The following is a 19,084-nucleotide window of genomic DNA, read 5'->3' on the forward strand; positions in this document are numbered from 1 at the left end:
GCCTCACCGCCGACCGCAATAAACATTGTGGTCGTTATTCATCTAAGTAAGTTCATCTCGAACAAAATCCGTTCCACGAGCCCAGCGTATAATTCGCCAGGAGAGATCCAATCGGCCATTTTTTCACGAATGGCCACGCAGTGGTCGCATGGACGATCGCGACGACCGCAACGACCGCGACGACCTCGCCGAAGCGCTTCGGGAGTTGAGCGCGACGCTGAACGCGCTCCGCGACGAACTCGAGGACGACGCTCGATCCCGGAACCACCGTCGACGGCAATTCCCGTTGCGGCCGCCGACGCCGGGCGAACTCGCACGGTTCGGTGACGAAGTCGCAATTCCAGCCCTGATCGCCACCCTCGAGGCGAATATCCGTGCGCTCGAGGCCCTCAGGCGCGGACTCAAGCTCGCTCGAGGCCAGCGAGCGGTTCGCGACGCCGCGACGGACGCCGCCGATCGGACGGTCGACCGCTCGAGCGAACTCCGCGACACCACGCTCACGCACCTCGACCGCGCGCTTCGAGAGTTGCAGAACGCCGTTTCGGGCGATGCCGACGAAGTCGGGATAGAGGTCGACGACCGGACCCGAACGTTGCTCGAGGATGCCAGACGGCTTCGCGACGATATCGACCAGCGACTGGCAGAGCGCGTCGACCGGATGGAAGCGTCCGGGTCGGATTCGGAATCTCAACCTTATCAGATCGACATCCAGTCCGGGGACGACGACCAGCGATCCGTGGGTAACCAGCGGTCTGTGAGGGACGAGGATGGAGACCGCAACGACGGCCATCGGCTCCCAGAGGAATCCACCGACTCTGGCGTGGACGTCGACGCCGAACTCAAGACGTTGCGAGACCGGTATGGAGCCTCGAACGAGGACGAAACGGACGAAACGGTTGAAACGGACGAATCCTCGCCGCCAGGGAAGGACGGCGAGTCGGCGGACGATGGGGAGTCAGTTGGTAATGACCCAGGTGGGATGCGCGACTCGAGTACCGGCGAAACGGGGGCGGACGACGGCTCGAGTGACGGTTCGAATGACGGCGAACGAAACGGCAACGAAAACGAAAACAATGGAGACGACAGAGACGGCAGAGACGAAGACGCCGACGACTAGGTCCGCAAGCGAGCGACCGCTCAGACCGGTTCGAACCGGTAACCGTCCCACGCCTGACTCTCGATCACTTTGATCCCCACACCTGGTTCTCGAAGTTCCTCGACGTAGACCGGCCGAACCTCGTCGCCGGTCTCGACGTCCCCGGTCGTGAGCTGACCCAGGGCGCGAACGGGCGGCTGGTCGACCTCGAGCGCGTCCTCAAGGTCGAACTCGACGATGGCCAGGTGATTCGGTTCTCGGACGCCGGGCGGGGTGGCAGTGCTCGTCGTCCAGGTGACGACCGTCGCTGTGAACTCGCTCAGGTCGACCGTGTCGACGGGTTCCTCGCCGTCCGGGCCGAGGTGGTGGCCGGGGAACCCGATCGTCCCGTCGGCGTAGCGGTAGGCCTCCATCGTCATGCTGCAGCCTCCATGATCGTCGTAATGACGCAGTTACCGAACCCGCCGACGTTGCAGCACAGGCTGACGTCGGCGTCGACCTGACGCGGGCCGGCCTCGCCGACGAGTTGCTCGTAGATTTCGACGCCCTGGGCGACGCCGCTTGCGCCGAGGGGGTGGCCCTTGGACTTGAGGCCGCCGGAGGTGTTGATCGGCAGGTCGCCGGTCTTCTCGGTCTCACCGGCCTCGACGCGCTTCCAGGCCTCGCCGTGGTCGGCGAAGCCGAGTCCCTCCATCTGCAGGAACTCGAGGATGGTAAACATGTCGTGGAGTTCGGCGACGTCGACGTCCTCGGGGCCGTACCCGCTCATCTCGTAGGCGGCCTCGCCGCTCTCGACGACGCCGTTCATCACGGTGGGATCGGGGCGCTCGTGGACGACGTGGGTGTCGGTCGCGCCTGCGACGCCCGCGACGACGGCGTACTCGTCGGCGTACTCCTTCGCTACGGATTCCGGGCAGAAGACGAGTCCGGCGCTGCCGTCGGTGATCGGACAGAAGTCGTAGAGTCGAAGGGGGTCGGCCACGATGGGCGACTCGAGGACGGTCTCTAAGTCCACTTCCTTCCGGAACTGCGCGTGGGGGTTGTCGACGCCGTTTTTGTGATTCTTGACGGCGACCTTCCCGAGGCTCTCCCGGGGCGCGTCGAATCGCTCGAGATAGTGGCGGGCGGTCATCCCGGCGAAGGAGGGCAGGGTGACGCCGTGTTTGTACTCCTCGGGGTGGGTGATCGAGGCGATGATGTCGGTCGATTCCCCCGTGGTGCGGTGGGTCATCTTCTCGCCACCCACGAGCAGGGTCATCTCGCTGGCGCCGCTGGCGACGGACTGCCAGGCGGCGTAGATGCCGGCTCCGCCGCTCGAGGATGTCTGATCGACCCGCTGGGCGTACGCCGGCAGGAGGTCGAGGTCGTGAGCGAGCATGTTCATAATGCCACCCTGGCCCTCGAACTCGCCGCTGGACATGTTCGCGACGTAGCAGTGCTCGACCTCGTCCGAGGCGACGCCGGCGTCCTCGAGGGCGGCGATGCCGGCTTCGGCGAGAAGGTCACGGATCCACGCCTCGCGCTGGCCGAACTGGGTCATCGACGCGCCGATGATCGCAACGCGTTCCATGCTCACACTGAGTCAGGTCACGCATTTATAGGGTGAGGATGTTGGCAGAATGGGTGTGAGTCGTTTCTGGATCAGCTGTCTATCTCTCCAGGTGGTGTTAGGATTGGTGTGCGAATTCGGCTATCGACTATAATTTAGGGGTTGATCTGTACGCTCCGTGTATATCCCAGCATTCTACAGACGTTCAGGAGACGATTGCGATGTCTTCTTCGCCGTCTAATCCCTTTACTGCTCTGCCACGGACGGAGTGGCGGGACGTCTTCTTTGGACTTCCGGACGAGGTACAAGAAGTCCTCGTCGTGGATATGAGTCGGTCGGAACTGGAGACCTTTATCGACCGACTCGACCCAGACGAGGTGACCGAGGTTATCAGATACACCGATGAAGAGACACGTGAGGCGCTCCTCGCTACGCTCGATAACCAGCGCCGCGAGAAAATCGATTTTTTGCTCTCGTTCGACCCAGAAAGTGCAGCTGGGCTGATGAGCCTCGATTACGTTACCGTCGACGAAACCCGCCAATTCTCCGAAGTGACCGAGCGGGTTCGTCAATTCGAAGAGCGAACGGGACGTGTTCCGACGATTTTCGTTACCGATGATGGTAGATTACAAGGTGAACTCCCCGGCGCGGCACTGTCGATAGCTGATACCGTCACCGAAACAGTTAGCGACTACGTACAGGAGACGCCACACGTCCGCTACGACCACGATGACGAAGAGGTGATCGAGATTTTCAGCCAAAACCGCGAGCACGCCGTCGCCGTACTCGACGAAGAGGACGACATTCTCGGAGTGATATACGCCGAGGACTTGTTGCAACTGCTCGAAGAGGCGCGGGGGGAAACGCTCTATGACTTCACTGGCGTCGCAGAAGAGGAGAGCGTCCTCGACGGTCCAGGAGCGAAGATACGGAGGCGGTACAAGTGGCTGATCCTCAACCTTGGAACTGCGTTTATGGCTGCAGCGGTCGTTGGACTGTTCGAGTCCACCATTGCCGCCGTCGCTATTCTGGCAGCGTACATGCCAGTCGTTGCTGGGATGGGCGGGAACGCTGGGACGCAGGCGATGGCAGTCACCGTTCGCGGAATTACGAACGCCTGAGCGAGCACGGTGTCGAGTTCACTCAGGAGCCGATGACCGCCGGGGACGTTACGATGGCCGTCTTCGACGACACGTGCGGGAACCTCATTCAAATCGTGCAGCAGTGAGCTGAACGGTGAAACCAGACCAACTGAATCCAAATGTGGACGTACGCCTGGGAAGCCTCGTGAGCGCGTATTCCGCGCTACAGCGATACGATACTGAAGGAGGATTTCGACAGGGGCAAGCGCTTCATCTCGAGCCCGTGCCAGAAGAGGATCTGTGCCGAACGCGATCAGTCAGACCTCCGCCGCCTGGAGGTCACTCGCTCGAGACCGTGCCTGGTCGATCACTGCAGGCCGGGCCAGGAACGAGATTACCACGTCGTCGTCGCCGTAGGTCACGTCGTCGACGCTGGCGTGGTCGTGGATCCAGGACACGAGGCTCATCGTGTCGTCCGTCATCGGCACCACGAGGCGCTCGCGCTCCCATTCGGGGAGCTCTTCGTCGATCCGCTCGAGCAGGGCGTCGACGTTGCTCCCTTCTTGGGCGCTGACGGCGACCGGATTCGGTGCCAGCGCCAAGAGTGTCTCGCGTTTCTCGGCGAGGTCCTCGTCGCTGACGCGATCGATCTTGTTGAGGACGGTGACGATGGGCGCCTCGTTGCGCTCGTAGAGCGTGTCGTGGCTAGTGACAAGTTTCTCGTGGATCTCCTCGACCGGTTCGCTCACGTCGACGACGAGCAAAACGAGGTCGGCCCGGTAGACCGAATCGAGGGTCGACTTGAACGACTCGACGAGCCAATGGGGCAGGTCGCTGATGAACCCGACCGTGTCGGTCACGAGCACGTTCCGGGGCTCGATGTCCGCCCGTCGAGTCGTGGTCCCCAGGGTCGTGAACAGCCTGTCCTGGGACTCTGCCGTCGCGTCGAGGTCCGGGTGGAGGCCCTCGTTCTCCTCGACCTCGAGATCGCGCGCCAGGCGTCGGAGCAGCGTCGACTTCCCGGCGTTGGTGTATCCCGCCAGCGCGACGAGGTCGAATCCGGAGTCGCGTCGGCGTTCGCGGCGCTGTTCCTCGGTCTGCTCGATCTGGGCCAGTTCGTCCCTGATCCGGCTGATCTGGTCTTTGATGTCCTGCTCGCGGCTCTCGTCGTACTCGCCGAGTCCCATGAAGCCGGGGTGTTCGTCCCGTTTGGCGAGGCTCGCCTTCGCCTCGACGCGCGGGAGTTCGTAGCGGAGTTCGGCGAGTTCGACCTGAAGCTGTGCCTTTCGGGTCTGGGCGCGCTGGCCGAATATCTCGAGGATCAGGGTGAACCGGTCCATGACCGTGACGCCCTCGGGCAGGAGCTGTCCGAGGTTGTACGTCTGGTAGGGCCCGAGCCGGTTGTCGAAGATGACCGTCCCGGCGTCGGTCCGTCGAACCGCCTCCGCCAGCTCGTTCGCCTTCCCCTCGCCTAGCTGGAGGGCGGCATCCGCCGTCCTGGTCTGAGTGACTTCGTCGACGACGGTGTACCCGGCCGCGCGGGCGAGGTCCGAAATCTCCTCGGTGTCGGGCACGCCGGAGTCGACGCGTTTGGCGACGATCGCCCGTTCGTCCGCCGCCGCGTCCGCACTCGTCCGTTCGTGTGTGCGTTCGTTCATACGAGTAGCTGATCGTGGTCGATAGAGGCGTCGACGCGATTCGAACGCTCGAGTGGGCGCTCGGACGGACGCAGGAATGAGCGCTCGGGCTGACACTCGAACGAGCAGTCGAGCGAGCGCGCAAGTAAACGCTCGCGAACGCGATCGACGAGGACGCGCCTCGAAGCGCCGTCTCTCGAATCCGCCCAGTACCTGACCACGTCAGGGATGCCGGCCGGTCACCTCGGTTAACTGGTCGCGAATCATACCTCACCTACGTCGGGAAGGGTCTTGAATGCGGTGGCGCCCGCCTGTCAGCGCGAACCGGCGCCGTTTTTACGGCCGCAAGCGGAAAGTCGGGTATGACGCTTCCGGCAGCACTCGAGGCCGCCGACGGGCCGCGAGCGATCGACACCCACGCTCACCAACCGACCAGCGAGTTCCTCCACGACGCGGGCGGGGAGATGATGCGCGACGCGGCCGACCGATTCGGGGCCGACCTCGAGACCGACACCTACGAGAACATGATCGAGGAGTACCGCGAGGCGGGCGTCGGGCGGACGGTCCTCCTCGGGTGGGACGCCGAGACCAATACCGGCAATCCGCCGGTGCCCAACGACTACGTCGCCGAGGTTCGAGACACGTACTCGGATTTCTTCGTCGGCTTCGGCTCGGTCGACCCGCTCAAGGACGACTGCGTCGAGGAGGCGATCCGCTGCGTTGAGGACCTCGACCTCTCGGGATTCAAGTTCCAGCAGATCGCCCAGGGCTTCGACCCCTCCGATCCAGAACACGAGGAGCTGTGGGCGACCATCGAGGACCTGGGCGTCCCGGTAGTCTTTCACGGTGGGAACTCGACGCTGGGGGCCTGCTCGCCCGGCGGCCGCGGCCTCAAGATCAAGTACGGCAATCCGATGCTGATCGACGACGTGGCAGCGAACTACCCCGACCTCCAGATCCTGATCGCGCATCCGGCGTTCCCCTGGGAACAGGAGCAACTGGCCATCTGCCAGCAGAAGGGCAACGTCTACATGGACCTCTCGGGGTGGATGCCCCGCTACATCGACGACCAGGTGCTCCACTACGCGAAGTCCCTGCTGAAGGACAAGGTCATGTTCGGCACCGACTACCCGATGCTCGAGCCCAAGCCCTGGCTCGAGCAGTTCGCCGAACTTGATTTCCCCGAGGACGTGCAGCGAAAACTCCTCTGGGAGAATGCCGAGTCGTTCCTGGGTCTCTAGTGGGCGGCCTGAACCTCGAGTGAGCGACCGGGGTCTCGAGTGAGCGGTTCGGGGAAGGTGGACGTACTCGACGGGCGAGAGCGTCGTGAACTGAAAACGACGATACCTCTCGAACTGAGAACGAGGACAACTGTTGTATGTGCGCCTCGAGTACGTGTGTTATGTTCGTGCCGTACTGGTCGTTCGGCCCCTCGTTCGGCCATCCATTCAGCCGCTCGCTCGAGCACGCCCCCGCCACCATCCCCGGCCCGCCGGAACTCGAGATTGCCCTCTTCGTCCTGGTCGCGATGGTCGTTATTCCGGCGATCATGCTCGGACTCGTTCTGGTGATCGTCCGGCGACGAGCCCCGGGGCTTGAGGAGATCCAGGCGTCGATGGACGCCGAAGCAGACCACTCCGAGACCGACGCTTCCGCCGATCGGGACTAGCGGGATGGGATGTCGGCGTGGTCGTCTCCAATTCGCCCCCGTCGTAGCGCCACTCGAACTGGAAGTCACACCGCCAGGACGGTGTCGACGACCAGCATCACCGAAAATCCGGCGAGAAACGCCATCGTCGCCGTGTCCGCGTAGCCGTGGCCGTGACTCGAGGGGATGAGTTCGCGGAACACGACCGCGATCATCGCGCCGGCGGCGAAGCCCGCCGCGATCGGGAAGATGCCGGTGACGACCGCCACGAGAGCGAAGCCGACCGCGGCCGCGATCGGTTCGGGAAGGCCGCCCGAGAGCGTGGTGTAAAGAATCGTCTTCGGGGTAGAGACTCCGGCTCTGATGGCCGGAATCGCCATCGCGAATCCGTCGGGGACGTTCTGGACGGCGATGGCCGTCGCGATCGCGAGTCCCAGTCCCGCCTCCCCGCTGGCGAAGGCGATGCCCACGGCGAGTCCTTCGGGGACGTTGTGGATCGTGACGGTCGCGCCGACGAGCAACGCCCGCCGGCGGTCGTCGTCCATCGCCGCCCGTTCGGCCGCGGCCTCGTCGCTCTGGAGTAGGGCGATTCCCTCCATTCCGCTGGCTTCGTCCCGGAATCCGGTGTTGATGTGGAGGTGGGGAAGCGCAGCGTTGACGACGAGCAAGAAGGCCCCGCCGGCGACGATGCCGGTGACGACCTCGAGCGGCGAGCCGAGGTTGAGACCGGGGATGATCAGCGCGAAGACGGCCGCGCCGACCATGACGCCGGCGGCGAACCCCAGCGAACTGTCGTAGACGCTGTGGCTCACCCGGTCGGTGTAGACCGTCGGCAGCGCACCGATTCCGGTCGCACAACCGGCGAGCGTCGCGATTACGAGGACCTCGGAGAGCGTCGACATAGGTGTGATCTGTCCGGAATCGGCTCGGTTTCAGTCGTTCGCCTCGGACGGTTGGTCGGAGTCGGGCTCGAAGTGCTGTGCAACGCGTTCGTCGACGACGTCGATGGAGATGCCGGCGTCCATGCCCCGATCTGCGTCGCCGAACCCGGCGCTGAGCACCCGGGTCAGGGCGTCTTCGACGTCCTCGTCGAGTTCGGTGATGCGGTCGGTTTCAACCTCGATGACGAACCCCGTCGTGATGTTCGGGGAGGTCGGCAAGAAGAGCACTTCGCGGCCGTCGTCGGCCGTTTTTCCGGTCTTGAACGCCGTCATTCGCGCCCCGTTCCAGGTCTCGATCTTGACCGGCTTCTGCAGCGATTCCTGCTCCCCGAAGGCGGTTTCGGCGGCCATCTTCGAGGCGTTGTAGACGACCCGGAGGCCAGGCACGCGGTTGGCGACGTTGTCCAGGACGCGTTCGACCAGACCGCCGATCGTCGTTCGCATCAGGTACCCCATCGAGAGCGTGAGGATGATGAGCACCGTGAGGACGATGACGACACGCAGGAACTGTGCGACCTGTTCGCGGGTTCGGGCCGCACCCTCGAACGCGCCGTCCGGAATGAGCCATCGGAGCACGTTGGCGTCGAGGATCAACTCCGGGGTGACCCCCGCGATGATCCCGTAGAGCCAGTAGAGGAGGTAGAGGGTGATGAGAATGGGACCGAGAACGACGAGGCCGCTCGCAAAGTCCCGCTTCCACGAGGTCATGTGCTGTGGGTCACACTACGGGGTTATCAGCCCTTCCCTTTACCGGTCGAGGATCGCCCGCAGGGCGAAAAACAGGTTCTCCTTGCGTTCCATGACCCGTCGGTAGAAGTACGACTTCCACCGGCCACCGTAGGGAACGTACTGCCACATCTTGTACTCCGCCGCGAGTTCCTCCTGGGCGTCCTCGCGAACGCCCATGAGCATCTGGAGTTCGAAGTCGGTCCCGTACTCCTCGTGGAGGTCGATGGCGTGCTCGATCATCGCCGGATCGTGACTGCCGACGGCGACGCCGTCCTCGAAGTGTTCGAAGGCGTACTCGAGCAACTCCCGATAGGCGCGATTGACGGCCGCTTTGTCCTTGTAAGCGATTTCGGCCGGTTCGTCGTAGGCCCCCTTGACGAATCGAACCTTTCCTGGCAGGTCGGCGAGGCGTTCGACGTCTTCGCGAGTCCGCTCGAGGTTCGCCTGCACGCAGACGCCGACGTTGCCGTCGTAGGTCGTCGTCATCGCCTCGAAGGCGTCGAGGGTGACGTCAGTCGTCGTGTGATCCTCCATGTCGATCCAGACGAACACGTCTCGATCTGTGGCCTCCGCGACAATTTCCTCGAGCAGGTCGCGAAAGACGTCCTCGCCCACGTCGAGGCCGATCTGGGAGGGTTTGACCGAGATGCAGGCCTCGAGACTCGAGTCGCCGATGTCCGCGACGAGCGATCGGTACTCGGCCGCGTCGGCCGCCGCCGGCGACCGGGAGTCGTAGTGTTCGCCGAGCAGGTTGACGATGGCGTTGATGTTCCGGTCGTTCAGGGTCCGCACGTGCTCGAGGGCCGTTGCGGGTGACTCCCCGGCGACGAACCGATTCGCGATGGGCGGGATCATAATCGAACGTGTGTCCCCCTCTTATTTGGCAGTTTGTGATTCGTCTTCGTTGAGGGATCGTCACCTGTAACCGTTATCGACGTGCCTGCGACCGTCTTCGGTCATCGATGCCTCCGGCCGGCACGCGAGAACCACCAGCGGTTAAGAGCCACCGGTGCATCGAGGGTGACATGGCAGTACTCGAGACGATCGTAGTCGCGTTCTGGGCGATGGTGCCCGCGTACGTGCCGAACAACGCGGCGGTGCTCGCCGGCGGCGGTCGGCCGATCGACGGCGGTCGAACCCTCAACAGTAAGCGACTGCTAGGCGACGGCAAGACCTGGCGGGGAACGGCGGTGGGGACGACGATCGGCCTGATCCTGGCGGCGGTGTTGACGCTAATCGCCAGTGACGCGAGTGCCGCGCTCGACTTCGAGGTGCCGACGTTCACGCCGCTCGCGGCGCTCGGACTCGCCGGCGGGGCGATGCTCGGGGACATTCTCGCGTCGTTTCTCAAGCGTCGAACGGGCCGGGACCGCGGGGCGATGTTTCCCGTCGTCGACCAGCTGGATTTCGTCATCGTCTCGCTCCCGGTGACGGCCCTGCTCGACATCGACTGGTTCCTGTCCGTATTCACATGGGAAGTCATCCTCGTCGTCGTCGTCATTACGCCGCTGTTGCACGTCTCGACGAATATGATCGCGTACAGACTCGGGTTGAAGGACGAGCCCTGGTAGCGAGTCGCGTCCAGCTCTTCGGGTCGGCCGCTCGAGTGCCGGCCTCGAGTTTCGACTTGTGAGTCAACTTGGAGTGCCGGCCTCGAGTGTTGCCCCTACGAGTCAACTCCGGACGTGCATCCGACCGCAAATACACTCCTCGACCTCCGAACGTGCATCTGACCTCGAGCCCCTTCGGCCACGAGCGCGCATCACATCGTTTATTTCGATTCGCCGCCCCACTCTCGCCAATGACGAACCAGGCACTCATCGACGCGCTCCGGGACGCCGACGCGGTTCGATACGGCGAGTTCGAACTCTCCCACGGCGGCACCAGCGACTACTACGTCGACAAGTACCTCTTCGAAACCGACCCACGCTGTCTCGAGTTGATCGCCGAGGCCTTCGCCGAGCGACTCGAGGCCGACGCGAAACTCGGCGGGGTCGCCCTCGGCGGCGTCCCGCTGGCGGCTGCGACGAGCGTCGCCGCGGACGTTCCCTACGTCATCGCCCGGAAACAGCGCAAGGACTACGGGACGGCGAACCTGATCGAGGGCCGACTCGAGGAGGGCGAGGAAGTCGTCGTCGTCGAGGACATCGTCACGACGGGGACGAGCCTGGTGGAGGCGGTCGAGGCGCTACGCGAGGCGGGTGCGACGGTCGAGCGCGCGCTCGTCGTCGTGGACCGGCAGGAAGGCGGCCGCGAGAACGTCGAAGCCGCGGGCCTCGAGATGAAGGCGCTGGTGACGGCGGAGGAGTTGCTGGCCGACCGCGACTGAGCGGTTCTCGAGCGGTGGCCTCGACAGAGCGTCGAAAACGGATCAATTGCGATAACTCCGGTAGCTCGTTATTCGGGTTTCGACGCCCGAACACACAGGAACGTCGGGTATCTCAATCGTTTCTCGTACGATTCTGGCTTTTTCTCTCTGAAGGACTCTCTCGGCTTCGGCTCGACCAGTTCGTCCAGTTGGAACCCGGTTTCGACGAGCGGGTTGACGACTTCAGAAAAGGGCCGACGATAGAAGGGGACCTCAATGTCCTCGCCGGAGGCGGACCACGTCATCCGTTCCCGTTCGACGTCGAAGTAGTTCTCGGCCTCGAACGCGATGTACTCATCGACTGGATGTTGTGCCGAAAACACGAGGAATCCACCTGGTCGGAGGATGCGAGCGAACTCCGCGAAGGGCTGTCGCCAGTCTTCGACGTAATGGAGCGAAAGGCCGCAGATGACACCGTCGAACGTCCCGTCGTCGGCGAACTCGAGAGGCGACATGATGTCGGCCCGGCGAATTTCTGCTCGGTCGCCGATTCGTCGTCTCGCCTGTTCGAGCATCTCGGTGTTCCTGTCGACAGCGAGAACGTCCGCTCCCCTCTCGGCCAACCACGCTGCGTACCGACCGTGTCCACAACCCGCATCCAGGACTCGTTTGCCTGCGACGTTTGGAACGAGTTCCGTCGTCGCAGGAAACTCCAGATCCGCACAGTACGGGTCCTCTTCTTGCGTCTCGTACGTCTCCGCCAGTTTGTCGTATGCGTCCTCCACAGTGGGACTCTGGTCGGGGGGCATGAACACGTTCGTGTGCCTCCTTCGAAGTAATCGTTGTGATTCCAATTTCGAATCACTACCTATCCGTAACGAGCAATGACAACAAGGCTGGTAGGTCAGCAGGTCGTCGAATGAAACGGCAAACTGTTATCGAACGCCCGATGCTCGCTATTGCTGGCCATAGGACTCGAACTTCGCGAGCACTGTCTCCAGTTGCTCGTCGGTAAGTCGCTGGGGCTCGAGGCCGGCCGAGCGAGCTTCCAGATAAATCCTGGCGAGGCTCTCGACGTGGGCCGTGTTCTCGAGGGCCGTCTCGAGGTCCGGCGCGGTGACGACGAGGCCGTGGTTCTCGATGAGGCTCGCGGTGGCGTCGGCCTCGCGCATTGCGGTGACGATGTTCTCGGCCAGCGCGTCGGTGCCGTAGGGGGCGTACTCGGCGACCGGCACGCGCTTGCCGACGGCGACGATCATGTAGTGAATCGGCGGCAGGGGTTCGTCGGCGATCGCCAGCGTCGTCGACCACGGCGAGTGGGTGTGGACGATGGCGCCCACGTCCTCGCGGCGGTAGATGGCGCTGTGCATCGGCACCTCGCTGCTGGGTTTCATCGCCCCGTCGCGGTGCTCGCCGTCGACGCCGACGACCGGCACGTCGTCAACGTCGAACGCGTCGTAGGGGACGCCCGTCGGCGTGATCGCGAAGGCGTCGCCGTCGCCGCCGCGGACACTCAAATTGCCGGTTCGGCCGGGGGTCAGCGACGCGAGGTCGCTCGCGTGCTCGACCACCTGCTCGCGCTGGGTCTCGAGGATCACGTTCTCAGTCACAGTAACAGGTCCGTTAGGTCGCCGAAGTGATCTATCCTGTGGTCCGGAATTCGGTCGTCGATTTCAGAGGGATCGGAATCGTCCGGCTCCTCGCCCGCAGCGTCGAACAACACCGTCTCGAGACCGATCGCGTTTCCGCCGACGACGTCCGAGTGGATCGAATCGCCGACCATCACCGCATCGCTCGGGTGACACTCGAGTCGAGCCAGCGGGTAGGTGAACATGGCCGAGGCGGGTTTTTCTTGACCAAGTTCCTCGGAGGTTACGAGCAAGTCGATGGCGTCCGCGAGGTCCAACCGCTCGATCTTGCGGAGTTGAATCCGGGTGGTGAGGTTCGTGACGATTCCCACGTCGACGCCGGCCTCGCGCAAGGTCGAGAGCGTCTCCCGGACGCCCGAATGAAGCGCCATCGCCTCGAGGTACCCCTCCCAGTAGGCGTCGCCCAGGGCCAGCGCGTCCGACGGTCGGGGCTCGCCCGTGCGGCGCTCGAGCGCGCGCTTGAAGTACAGCAGGCGGTTGTGCGACGCCGCGGTCCCCGCGAGGTCGCGTTTCACGTCGCGGCGACCGGATTGGTAGAACGCCTCGAATTCCGTGTCGTCGAAGTCGTAGCCGCGGTCCAGGGCGGCCTCGTGAGCGGCGTTTTTTCCCGCCCCGTTACACGGTTCGTAGGGGTAGAACGTGTCGTCGAAGTCGAAGAGCACGGCGTCGACGGTCATAGGTGACCTGCTCGGGCATCGGTAAAACACGTGTCGGTCCGATCGACTCGTTTCGAGTGTCGATTCTCGAGTCGTTCGCGACGACGTCGAAGCCGATCAGTCGTTCGGGAACTCCTTCTGGAACCCGCGGAACTCCGTCCGGTGGGCCTCCTCGTCCGCCAGAATCGTCACGGCGACGTCCTCCGTGACCGGGTCGTTCGCCTCGCCCGCCGCCTCGAACAGCGCGCGATAGGTCTCGATGGCGTCCTCTTCGGCCTCCAGGACGCCCTCGATGACGGACTGGACGTCGGTCGTGTCCTCGGGCGGCTGGAGGCTCGACTGGCGGGCCTCGAACTCCATCGATCCCGGCGGGGACTCGTCGAGTTGCTTCAGCCGGTTGCCGAGCATCCGCGCGTGCTCGAGTTCCTCCTCGACGTCCGCCTCGAGGCTCTCTTTGACCTCCTCGGCGTGGACGCCGTCGAGGACGATCGCGTTCGTCAGGTAGTTCATCACGGTCTCGAGTTCGTCGATGTATGCCTTCGTCAGTAGTTCGGTGACCTCGTCTGCCATAGCCGGTTCTATCACGAACGCCCGTATAAAGCTGACACCGGCATCGCTCGCGCCGGAAGCCCTGCCGGCATCGCCGTCCTTTATAGCCGTGCCGGACTGAGTTGCGGGTATGTCGAATCACGATCCTGGAACGGCGGACCCGCTCTCGGTCCACGGCGTCGTTCCCCCGACGGTCACGGCGTTTCACGAGGACGAGTCGGTCGACTACGAGACCACGGCGGCCCACGCCCGGTTCGTCGTCGACGGCGGCGCCCACGGCGTGTTTCCGCTCGGGACGAACGGCGAGTTCCCCCTGCTGACCGCCGACGAACAACGGGGCGTGGTCGAAGCGGTGGTCGAGGAGATCAACGGTGAGGTGCCCGTGATCGCGGGCGTCGGCGCACCGAGCACTCACGAGACGGTCCAGCACGCAACCCACGCCGAGCGCGTCGGCGTCGACGGCCTGGTCGTCGTGACGCCGTACTACTACCCGGTCGACCACGACGCTGCCCTCCAGCACTACCGTCGGGTGGCCGAGGCGACGGACCTCCCGATCTACATCTATCACATCCCGAGTAAAACGGGGAACGCCATCTCCCGGTCGACCCTCGACGAACTGGCGAAGATCGACGGAATCGCGGGTCTCAAGGACTCGAGCAAGGACGTCCCGTGGCTCGCCCAGTCGATCGACGCTCACCCCGAACTGACATTCCTCTCCGGATCGGACTCGCTGCTCTTCCCCGGCCTCGAGATCGGTTGTTCGGGCATGGTGAGCGCGGTCGCGAACGTCTTTCCCGAACTCGTGGTCGACCTCTACGAGGCCTACGACGCTGGCGAGGAGGACCGCGCCCGTGAACTCCAGAGTCGCGTCTACGACGTCCGGGACGCGCTCAAGACCGGCGGTGCGTACATGTCGGGCGTCAAAACCGCGCTCCGGCTTCGTGGATTCGACGCAGGACCGCTCCGGAGTCCGCTGCGGCTGAAAGACGAGGCGAGTACGGCGGAGCTCGAGACCGAACTCGAGGCGCTGGACCTGCTGTAGGAGACTCGCCGGGTTCCTCGTCGCCCGCGTTCGTCGGAGGTTGGTTCGCTGCCGATCGGCGGGAAGAGGAGAGGGGAGAAGGAAGCGAGGAACGCAAACCGGAGGCATTTTTTGCCGTTGCCACGGATCACGAGGCATGGAACTCACGGCCGAGCAGGAGGCGGTCAGGGATGTGGTGCACGAGTTCGCCCTCGAGGAGATCCGGCCGACGGCACTCGAGGCCGACGAGACGGAGACGTTCCCGGAGGACGTCTGGGACGGCCTCGCGGATATGGACCTGACGAGTCTGACGGTTCCGGAGGAATACGGCGGGTACGATGCCGATCCGATCACCTACGCCATCGTCAACGAGGAGGTCGCCTACGGGATGCTGGCGGTGGCGACGGCCCTCTCGGTCCACTGTCTGGCGACCTCGTGTATCGCCACGTTCGCCGACGACGAGCAGAAGGATCGCTGGCTACCGGAGATGGCTACCGGGCGACCGGTCGGCGCCTTCGCCCTCTCGGAGCCACACGCCGGGTCGAACCCAGCCGAGATGACGACCGAGGCCGTCAGAGACGGGGACGAGTACGTCATCAACGGCGACAAGCAGTGGATCACGAACGGCCAGCGAGCAGGCGTGATCGTCCTCTTCGCGAAGACCGATCGAAACGACCCCTCGACGGTCACGCAGTTCCTGGTTCCCGCCGACGCGGACGGACTCACCGTGGGCGAGAAGGAGGACAAACTCGGACTCAGGGCGAGCGACACGACGGGACTCCACTTCGACGACGTTCGAATCCCGGCCGAGAATCGGTTGACCGAGGAGGGGCGGGGGCTCTCTGCGGCCTTCGAAATCCTGACCGGCGGCCGCGTCGCCATCGCCGCCCAGTCGGTCGGACTCGCCCAGAGCGCCCTCGACGAGGCCATCGCCTACAGCCAGGAGCGCGAGCAGTTCGACCAACCGATCGGCGACATCCAGTCGATCAGGCACAAGCTCGCGGAGGTGTCGACCAGAATCGAGGCCTCGCGCCTGCTCACGCGGGAAGCGGCCCGCAAGCGAGCCGCGAACGAGGGCGACGCGGCGATGTTCGCGAGCATGGCAAAGTACTTCGCCAGCGAGTCGGCGATGTCCGTCACCAACGAGGCCGTCCAGATCCACGGCGGCTACGGCTACGTGACCGAAGGCGAGGTCGAGCGCCTCTACCGGGACGCCAAAATCACCGAGATCTACGAGGGGACGACCGAGATACAAAAGAAGATCATCGCCCGTCACCTGCTCGAGTAGCCTCTGACTTGGCCTCGAGGCGTTCCCCCAGCGTTCTCGAGTAGCCTTCACAGCCCTCAAGGCGTTCTCCTGGCGGTTCCGAATGGCCGTCGAGTAGCCCTCGAGCACCCCTCGAAACACCGTTCTCGATCCAGGGTGCCGGCGGCGACCGAAGCCACTATCCCCCTCTCGTTCCTCTCGTCGTTCGTGAACGCCGATGGATACGACGCGGTCGTCTACGACCTCGACGGGACGCTCGTCCACCTCATGGTCGACTGGGCCGTAGTCACCCGAGACGTACGCGAGGTGTACCTCGCGGCGGACGTCAACCCGCCGGAATCCAACCTGTGGTCGCTGTTGGCCAGTGCGCCCGACGTCGGACTCGCGGCCGAAGTCGAGTCGACGATCGCCGACCACGAACGCGAGGGTGCGCGCCGATCCACGCGACTGGCTCACGCCAACGACCTCGAGCGGCGAGCCGAGTCCGTCCCTGTCGGCGTCTGTTCGCTTAACTGCGAAGCGGCGTGTCGAATCGCTCTCGAGGAACACGGGCTCGCGTCTGCCGTCGACACTGTCGTCGGCCGAGACACCGTCGAGACGCGAAAACCCCACCCGGACCCATTGCTCACGGTGATCGACACGCTCGAGTCGGTACCCTCGCGGACGCTCTTCATTGGCGACTCTCCGCGCGACGAAGAGACGGCGAACCGAGCGGGTGCGAGATTTCAGTACGTCGACGGTCAGTAGCCCTCGAGGTCGACGGTCGGTAGCCCCCGAGGTCGACGGTTTGCGCAGAGGGAAGTCGGCAAAATACGGATGGGAAAGGTCCAGACAGCCTGCCGACCCTGCACCGACAGCCTACCGACCCTGCACTCGCTTCGCATAGACGAAGACGGCGAGCGCGGTGAAGACCCAGACGACAGCGCCGACCCGGATGGCGAACTCCGCTCGAGCGTTCCACGTCGGCAGGTCGACAGTCGTGGACGCGAGGGCGACGAGCGGGGCACCGACTACGATCGTCGTGACGAACGTGACTTGCATCACCCAGCCGTAATCGACGCCCTCCGGGGAACTCGTCTCGACGCGTTGAGGCACACGCGGACGTCTCGAGTGAGCGGGCTTAACGATACTGGCTTCGCCCTTCTTCCTCGGACGGCCAGCGGGTTCATGTGGTGGCGGTGAATCGTATCGGTATGAAGGCGACTCCGGCCGGGGCCCCGGATGAGTGAACAGCGAATCGCGTACGTGATCGCGCTTCTCGTCGCAGCGATGCTTTCGGCCGGCGTCGCATTGTACGCCCTTCGGAGCCGCTCTGAACGTAGCGACCGACTGCCGACGTTACTGGCGGCGATGATGTCGGTGATCGGCGTCTGGGCGCTCGGATCGCTAGGGGCGTACACGAGCGTGAGCGAGTCAGTGACCTGGTTCTGGATTGGCGTGAGCTACCTCTCGACGTTCGCGCTACCCCTGACCTGGTTCGCCTTCGCTGCCCAGTACGCGGGGTACGGGCGACACCTCACCCGGCGGACGATTGGCTGGCTCGCTGCTGTTCCGGCGTTCGCGTTCCTGGCGATGCTGACGAATCGATACCACGGCTGGTTCATGACTGACGTCGGTCTCGGTGAGGGACGCGTCTTCATCACCTTCACTGCCGGGTGGGCGTACGACCTCCACCTCGTCTACGCGTACGGCCTGGTTCTCGCCGGAATCGCCCTCGTTTCACACGTTGCCTACACCTCCCGTCGACTCTACCGAAAACAGGCGGCCGTCATCGTCACCGCCGTGCTCATTCCGTTCCTGGTGAACGTCTTCTACACGCAGGTAACCGGATCCGAGATGGTCAACTGGACACCCGTTGCGTTCGCCGTTACCGGCGCGGCCATCGCCGGAAGCATCTTTCGCTATCAATTGCTCGAGATCGTACCAGTCGCCCGGGAATCCGTCGTCGAGACGATGCGCGACGGCGTCATCGTGCTCGACGGACAGGGGCGCATTGTCGACGTGAACGCGACGGCCGAGCGCATGCTCGAGGGGTCCAACCCTGATGCAGACCTCATCGGCGCATCTGCCAACCGAGTCCGACTCGGCACCGAAACTGTCGAAGCGATCGTCGAAACCGGTCGTGACGAACTCGCCATCGAACGGGCGGGAACCACACAGCACGTAGCTATTCGAAGCGAACCGATCACGACCGGGTCGGACGCCACGCTGGTGATGATCCAGGACGTGACCCACCGACGGCAACACGAACGCGAACTCGAGCGGACGAACGCTCGCCTCGACGAGTTCGCGAGCGTCGTCAGTCACGACCTCCGGAACCCCCTGAACGTCGCGGCCGGGTATCTCGACATCCTCGAGTCGTCCGTCGACGAGGACGAACGGGAGACCCTCGACGTCGTTCGAACGCAACACGACCGAATGCAGGCGATCATCGACGACGCGTTGACCCTGGCACGGGAGGGATCGACCGTCGACGAAACCGAGACCGAGACGCTGTCGCTCGAGGCCGTCGCCCGCGAGGCCTGGGATGGCGTCGACACGGGTGCGGCGACGCTGACGGTCGTCGACGATCGGCCGCTCGAGGCTGATCGAGATCGATTGCTTCGGGTCCTCGAGAATCTCTTTCGGAACTGTGTAGAACACGCCGGACCGACGGTATCGGTCGCAGTCGGCTCGAGCGACGAGGGCTTCTACGTCGTCGACGACGGGCCCGGAATACCACCGGAGGAACGGGAACGCGTGTTCGATTCGGGGTATTCGACCGGGGCAGATGGAACGGGCTTCGGGCTCTCGATCGTTACCCAGATCGCCGACGCACACGGCTGGACCGTCGAGTGTAGCGAACGCGGACGAAACGGGTTCGACGGCGCCTGCTTCGAGTTCTCGGTTCGGAACTCGGTTGACCGTCTCGAGCCCGCTCTGGCCCAGAAACAGTGACGTTTACTCGCTCGA

At 64.1% G+C, this 19,084-nt stretch carries 21 protein-coding genes and 1 pseudogene; 11 read left to right on the top strand and 11 right to left on the bottom strand.

Annotated elements, in window-relative coordinates:
* The first annotated feature begins 148 nt into the window (after positions 1-148).
* On the top strand, positions 149-1,117 hold the full coding sequence (locus tag ACFQS4_RS12350; RefSeq protein WP_497901798.1) for a DUF7547 family protein: 969 nt from the start codon (positions 149-151) through the stop codon (positions 1,115-1,117).
* Positions 1,118-1,137: 20 nt separating this feature from the next.
* On the opposite strand, the gene ACFQS4_RS12355 is transcribed toward ACFQS4_RS12350, so the two are convergent.
* Together ACFQS4_RS12355 and ACFQS4_RS12360 are read right to left on the bottom strand one after the other, a co-directional pair.
* The gene (locus ACFQS4_RS12355) at positions 1,138-1,515 is read right to left on the bottom strand and encodes a nucleic acid-binding protein (protein WP_497901799.1); all 378 of its coding nucleotides are present in this window, start codon (positions 1,513-1,515) and stop codon (positions 1,138-1,140) included.
* Complete coding sequence (locus tag ACFQS4_RS12360; RefSeq protein ID WP_497901800.1) at positions 1,512-2,666, bottom strand: thiolase family protein; 1,155 nt, start codon at positions 2,664-2,666, stop codon at positions 1,512-1,514. The genes ACFQS4_RS12355 and ACFQS4_RS12360 overlap by 4 nt, the downstream gene beginning before the upstream one ends.
* A 200-nt stretch (positions 2,667-2,866) precedes the next feature.
* On the opposite strand from ACFQS4_RS12360, the pseudogene ACFQS4_RS12365 reads away from it, so the two are divergent.
* Positions 2,867-3,757, top strand: a pseudogene (locus ACFQS4_RS12365) (magnesium transporter); the annotation flags it as partial.
* Between the two features lie 41 nt (positions 3,758-3,798).
* Positions 3,799-3,873 carry a hypothetical protein gene (locus tag ACFQS4_RS12370; RefSeq protein ID WP_497903192.1) on the top strand — a complete coding sequence of 25 codons (75 nt, stop codon included), beginning with the start codon at positions 3,799-3,801 and terminating at the stop codon, positions 3,871-3,873.
* Between the two features lie 171 nt (positions 3,874-4,044).
* Here the strand turns inward: ACFQS4_RS12370 and hflX are convergent, their stop codons facing one another.
* Positions 4,045-5,385 (bottom strand): GTPase HflX, encoded by a 1,341-nt coding sequence (gene hflX / locus ACFQS4_RS12375; RefSeq protein ID WP_497901801.1) that lies wholly within the window; start codon positions 5,383-5,385, stop codon positions 4,045-4,047.
* 341 nt (positions 5,386-5,726) lie between these two features.
* Here hflX and ACFQS4_RS12380 point away from each other — a divergent pair, with 341 nt between their 5' ends.
* Both ACFQS4_RS12380 and ACFQS4_RS12385 read left to right on the top strand, forming a co-directional pair.
* Complete coding sequence (locus tag ACFQS4_RS12380) at positions 5,727-6,605, top strand: amidohydrolase family protein (protein ID WP_497901802.1); 879 nt, start codon at positions 5,727-5,729, stop codon at positions 6,603-6,605.
* Positions 6,606-6,766: 161 nt separating this feature from the next.
* Positions 6,767-7,033 carry a hypothetical protein gene (locus ACFQS4_RS12385; protein ID WP_497901803.1) on the top strand — a complete coding sequence of 89 codons (267 nt, stop codon included), beginning with the start codon at positions 6,767-6,769 and terminating at the stop codon, positions 7,031-7,033.
* 65 nt (positions 7,034-7,098) lie between these two features.
* On the opposite strand, the gene ACFQS4_RS12390 is transcribed toward ACFQS4_RS12385, so the two are convergent.
* The 3 genes from ACFQS4_RS12390 to ACFQS4_RS12400 are packed head-to-tail and all read right to left on the bottom strand — an operon-like array spanning position 7,099 to position 9,537.
* Positions 7,099-7,914: a ZIP family metal transporter gene (locus ACFQS4_RS12390; RefSeq protein WP_497901804.1), complete on the bottom strand. Its 816-nt coding sequence runs from the start codon at positions 7,912-7,914 to the stop codon at positions 7,099-7,101.
* A 30-nt stretch (positions 7,915-7,944) separates the two neighbouring features.
* A complete protein-coding gene (locus tag ACFQS4_RS12395; RefSeq protein WP_312908138.1) occupies positions 7,945-8,661 on the bottom strand; it encodes a DUF502 domain-containing protein in 717 nt (238 codons plus the stop codon).
* A gap of 39 nt (positions 8,662-8,700) precedes the next feature.
* Entirely contained in the window at positions 8,701-9,537 is an 837-nt protein-coding gene (locus tag ACFQS4_RS12400; protein WP_497901805.1) for a proline dehydrogenase family protein, read from the bottom strand.
* A 170-nt stretch (positions 9,538-9,707) separates the two neighbouring features.
* On the opposite strand from ACFQS4_RS12400, the gene ACFQS4_RS12405 reads away from it, so the two are divergent.
* On the top strand, positions 9,708-10,253 hold the full coding sequence (locus ACFQS4_RS12405) for a CDP-2,3-bis-(O-geranylgeranyl)-sn-glycerol synthase (protein WP_497901806.1): 546 nt from the start codon (positions 9,708-9,710) through the stop codon (positions 10,251-10,253).
* 230 nt (positions 10,254-10,483) lie between these two features.
* Entirely contained in the window at positions 10,484-11,011 is a 528-nt protein-coding gene (gene pyrE / locus ACFQS4_RS12410) for an orotate phosphoribosyltransferase (protein WP_497901807.1), read from the top strand.
* 68 nt (positions 11,012-11,079) lie between these two features.
* On the opposite strand, the gene ACFQS4_RS12415 is transcribed toward pyrE, so the two are convergent.
* The 4 genes from ACFQS4_RS12415 to ACFQS4_RS12430 all read right to left on the bottom strand — a co-directional run bounded on the left by ACFQS4_RS12415 (position 11,080) and on the right by ACFQS4_RS12430 (position 13,865).
* Positions 11,080-11,799 (bottom strand): class I SAM-dependent methyltransferase, encoded by a 720-nt coding sequence (locus tag ACFQS4_RS12415; RefSeq protein WP_497901808.1) that lies wholly within the window; start codon positions 11,797-11,799, stop codon positions 11,080-11,082.
* 147 nt (positions 11,800-11,946) lie between these two features.
* The gene (locus ACFQS4_RS12420) at positions 11,947-12,588 is read right to left on the bottom strand and encodes a ribulose-1-phosphate aldolase (RefSeq protein WP_497903193.1); all 642 of its coding nucleotides are present in this window, start codon (positions 12,586-12,588) and stop codon (positions 11,947-11,949) included.
* 8 nt (positions 12,589-12,596) lie between these two features.
* The gene (locus ACFQS4_RS12425) at positions 12,597-13,316 is read right to left on the bottom strand and encodes a ribulose-1,5-bisphosphate 5-phosphatase (RefSeq protein ID WP_497901809.1); all 720 of its coding nucleotides are present in this window, start codon (positions 13,314-13,316) and stop codon (positions 12,597-12,599) included.
* A 96-nt stretch (positions 13,317-13,412) separates the two neighbouring features.
* The gene (locus ACFQS4_RS12430) at positions 13,413-13,865 is read right to left on the bottom strand and encodes a ferritin-like domain-containing protein (RefSeq protein ID WP_254156588.1); all 453 of its coding nucleotides are present in this window, start codon (positions 13,863-13,865) and stop codon (positions 13,413-13,415) included.
* 109 nt (positions 13,866-13,974) lie between these two features.
* Between ACFQS4_RS12430 and ACFQS4_RS12435 the strand changes: the two genes are divergently transcribed.
* The 3 genes from ACFQS4_RS12435 to ACFQS4_RS12445 all read left to right on the top strand — a co-directional run bounded on the left by ACFQS4_RS12435 (position 13,975) and on the right by ACFQS4_RS12445 (position 16,879).
* Positions 13,975-14,886 (top strand): dihydrodipicolinate synthase family protein, encoded by a 912-nt coding sequence (locus tag ACFQS4_RS12435; protein WP_497901810.1) that lies wholly within the window; start codon positions 13,975-13,977, stop codon positions 14,884-14,886.
* Positions 14,887-15,022: 136 nt separating this feature from the next.
* Entirely contained in the window at positions 15,023-16,153 is a 1,131-nt protein-coding gene (locus tag ACFQS4_RS12440; RefSeq protein ID WP_497901811.1) for an acyl-CoA dehydrogenase family protein, read from the top strand.
* 186 nt (positions 16,154-16,339) lie between these two features.
* Complete coding sequence (locus ACFQS4_RS12445; protein ID WP_500193505.1) at positions 16,340-16,879, top strand: HAD family hydrolase; 540 nt, start codon at positions 16,340-16,342, stop codon at positions 16,877-16,879.
* Positions 16,880-16,990: 111 nt separating this feature from the next.
* On the opposite strand, the gene ACFQS4_RS12450 is transcribed toward ACFQS4_RS12445, so the two are convergent.
* On the bottom strand, positions 16,991-17,227 hold the full coding sequence (locus ACFQS4_RS12450) for a DUF5822 domain-containing protein (protein WP_497901812.1): 237 nt from the start codon (positions 17,225-17,227) through the stop codon (positions 16,991-16,993).
* A 126-nt stretch (positions 17,228-17,353) separates the two neighbouring features.
* On the opposite strand from ACFQS4_RS12450, the gene ACFQS4_RS12455 reads away from it, so the two are divergent.
* Positions 17,354-19,069, top strand: a complete 1,716-nt coding sequence (locus ACFQS4_RS12455) for a sensor histidine kinase (RefSeq protein ID WP_497901813.1) — start codon at positions 17,354-17,356, stop codon at positions 19,067-19,069.
* Positions 19,070-19,084 lie beyond the last annotated feature (15 nt).

The sequence above is a fragment of the Saliphagus sp. GCM10025317 genome (assembly GCF_042663665.1).
GTDB lineage: Archaea > Halobacteriota > Halobacteria > Halobacteriales > Natrialbaceae > Natronosalvus.

Bases quoted from the DNA above. Each gene is read 5' to 3' on its own strand.
- ACFQS4_RS12455 (WP_497901813.1), top strand. From the start codon at position 17,354: ATGAGTGAACAGCGAATCGCGTACGTGATCGCGCTTCTCGTCGCAGCG.
- ACFQS4_RS12350 (WP_497901798.1), top strand. From the start codon at position 149: ATGGACGATCGCGACGACCGCAACGACCGCGACGACCTCGCCGAAGCG.
- ACFQS4_RS12415 (WP_497901808.1), bottom strand. From the start codon at position 11,799: ATGCCCCCCGACCAGAGTCCCACTGTGGAGGACGCATACGACAAACTG.
- ACFQS4_RS12425 (WP_497901809.1), bottom strand. From the start codon at position 13,316: ATGACCGTCGACGCCGTGCTCTTCGACTTCGACGACACGTTCTACCCC.
- ACFQS4_RS12430 (WP_254156588.1), bottom strand. From the start codon at position 13,865: ATGGCAGACGAGGTCACCGAACTACTGACGAAGGCATACATCGACGAA.
- pyrE (WP_497901807.1), top strand. From the start codon at position 10,484: ATGACGAACCAGGCACTCATCGACGCGCTCCGGGACGCCGACGCGGTT.
- ACFQS4_RS12360 (WP_497901800.1), bottom strand. From the start codon at position 2,666: ATGGAACGCGTTGCGATCATCGGCGCGTCGATGACCCAGTTCGGCCAG.
- ACFQS4_RS12355 (WP_497901799.1), bottom strand. From the start codon at position 1,515: ATGACGATGGAGGCCTACCGCTACGCCGACGGGACGATCGGGTTCCCC.
- ACFQS4_RS12435 (WP_497901810.1), top strand. From the start codon at position 13,975: ATGTCGAATCACGATCCTGGAACGGCGGACCCGCTCTCGGTCCACGGC.
- ACFQS4_RS12405 (WP_497901806.1), top strand. From the start codon at position 9,708: ATGGCAGTACTCGAGACGATCGTAGTCGCGTTCTGGGCGATGGTGCCC.
- ACFQS4_RS12440 (WP_497901811.1), top strand. From the start codon at position 15,023: ATGGAACTCACGGCCGAGCAGGAGGCGGTCAGGGATGTGGTGCACGAG.
- ACFQS4_RS12380 (WP_497901802.1), top strand. From the start codon at position 5,727: ATGACGCTTCCGGCAGCACTCGAGGCCGCCGACGGGCCGCGAGCGATC.
- ACFQS4_RS12390 (WP_497901804.1), bottom strand. From the start codon at position 7,914: ATGTCGACGCTCTCCGAGGTCCTCGTAATCGCGACGCTCGCCGGTTGT.
- ACFQS4_RS12395 (WP_312908138.1), bottom strand. From the start codon at position 8,661: ATGACCTCGTGGAAGCGGGACTTTGCGAGCGGCCTCGTCGTTCTCGGT.
- ACFQS4_RS12385 (WP_497901803.1), top strand. From the start codon at position 6,767: ATGTTCGTGCCGTACTGGTCGTTCGGCCCCTCGTTCGGCCATCCATTC.
- hflX (WP_497901801.1), bottom strand. From the start codon at position 5,385: ATGAACGAACGCACACACGAACGGACGAGTGCGGACGCGGCGGCGGAC.
- ACFQS4_RS12400 (WP_497901805.1), bottom strand. From the start codon at position 9,537: ATGATCCCGCCCATCGCGAATCGGTTCGTCGCCGGGGAGTCACCCGCA.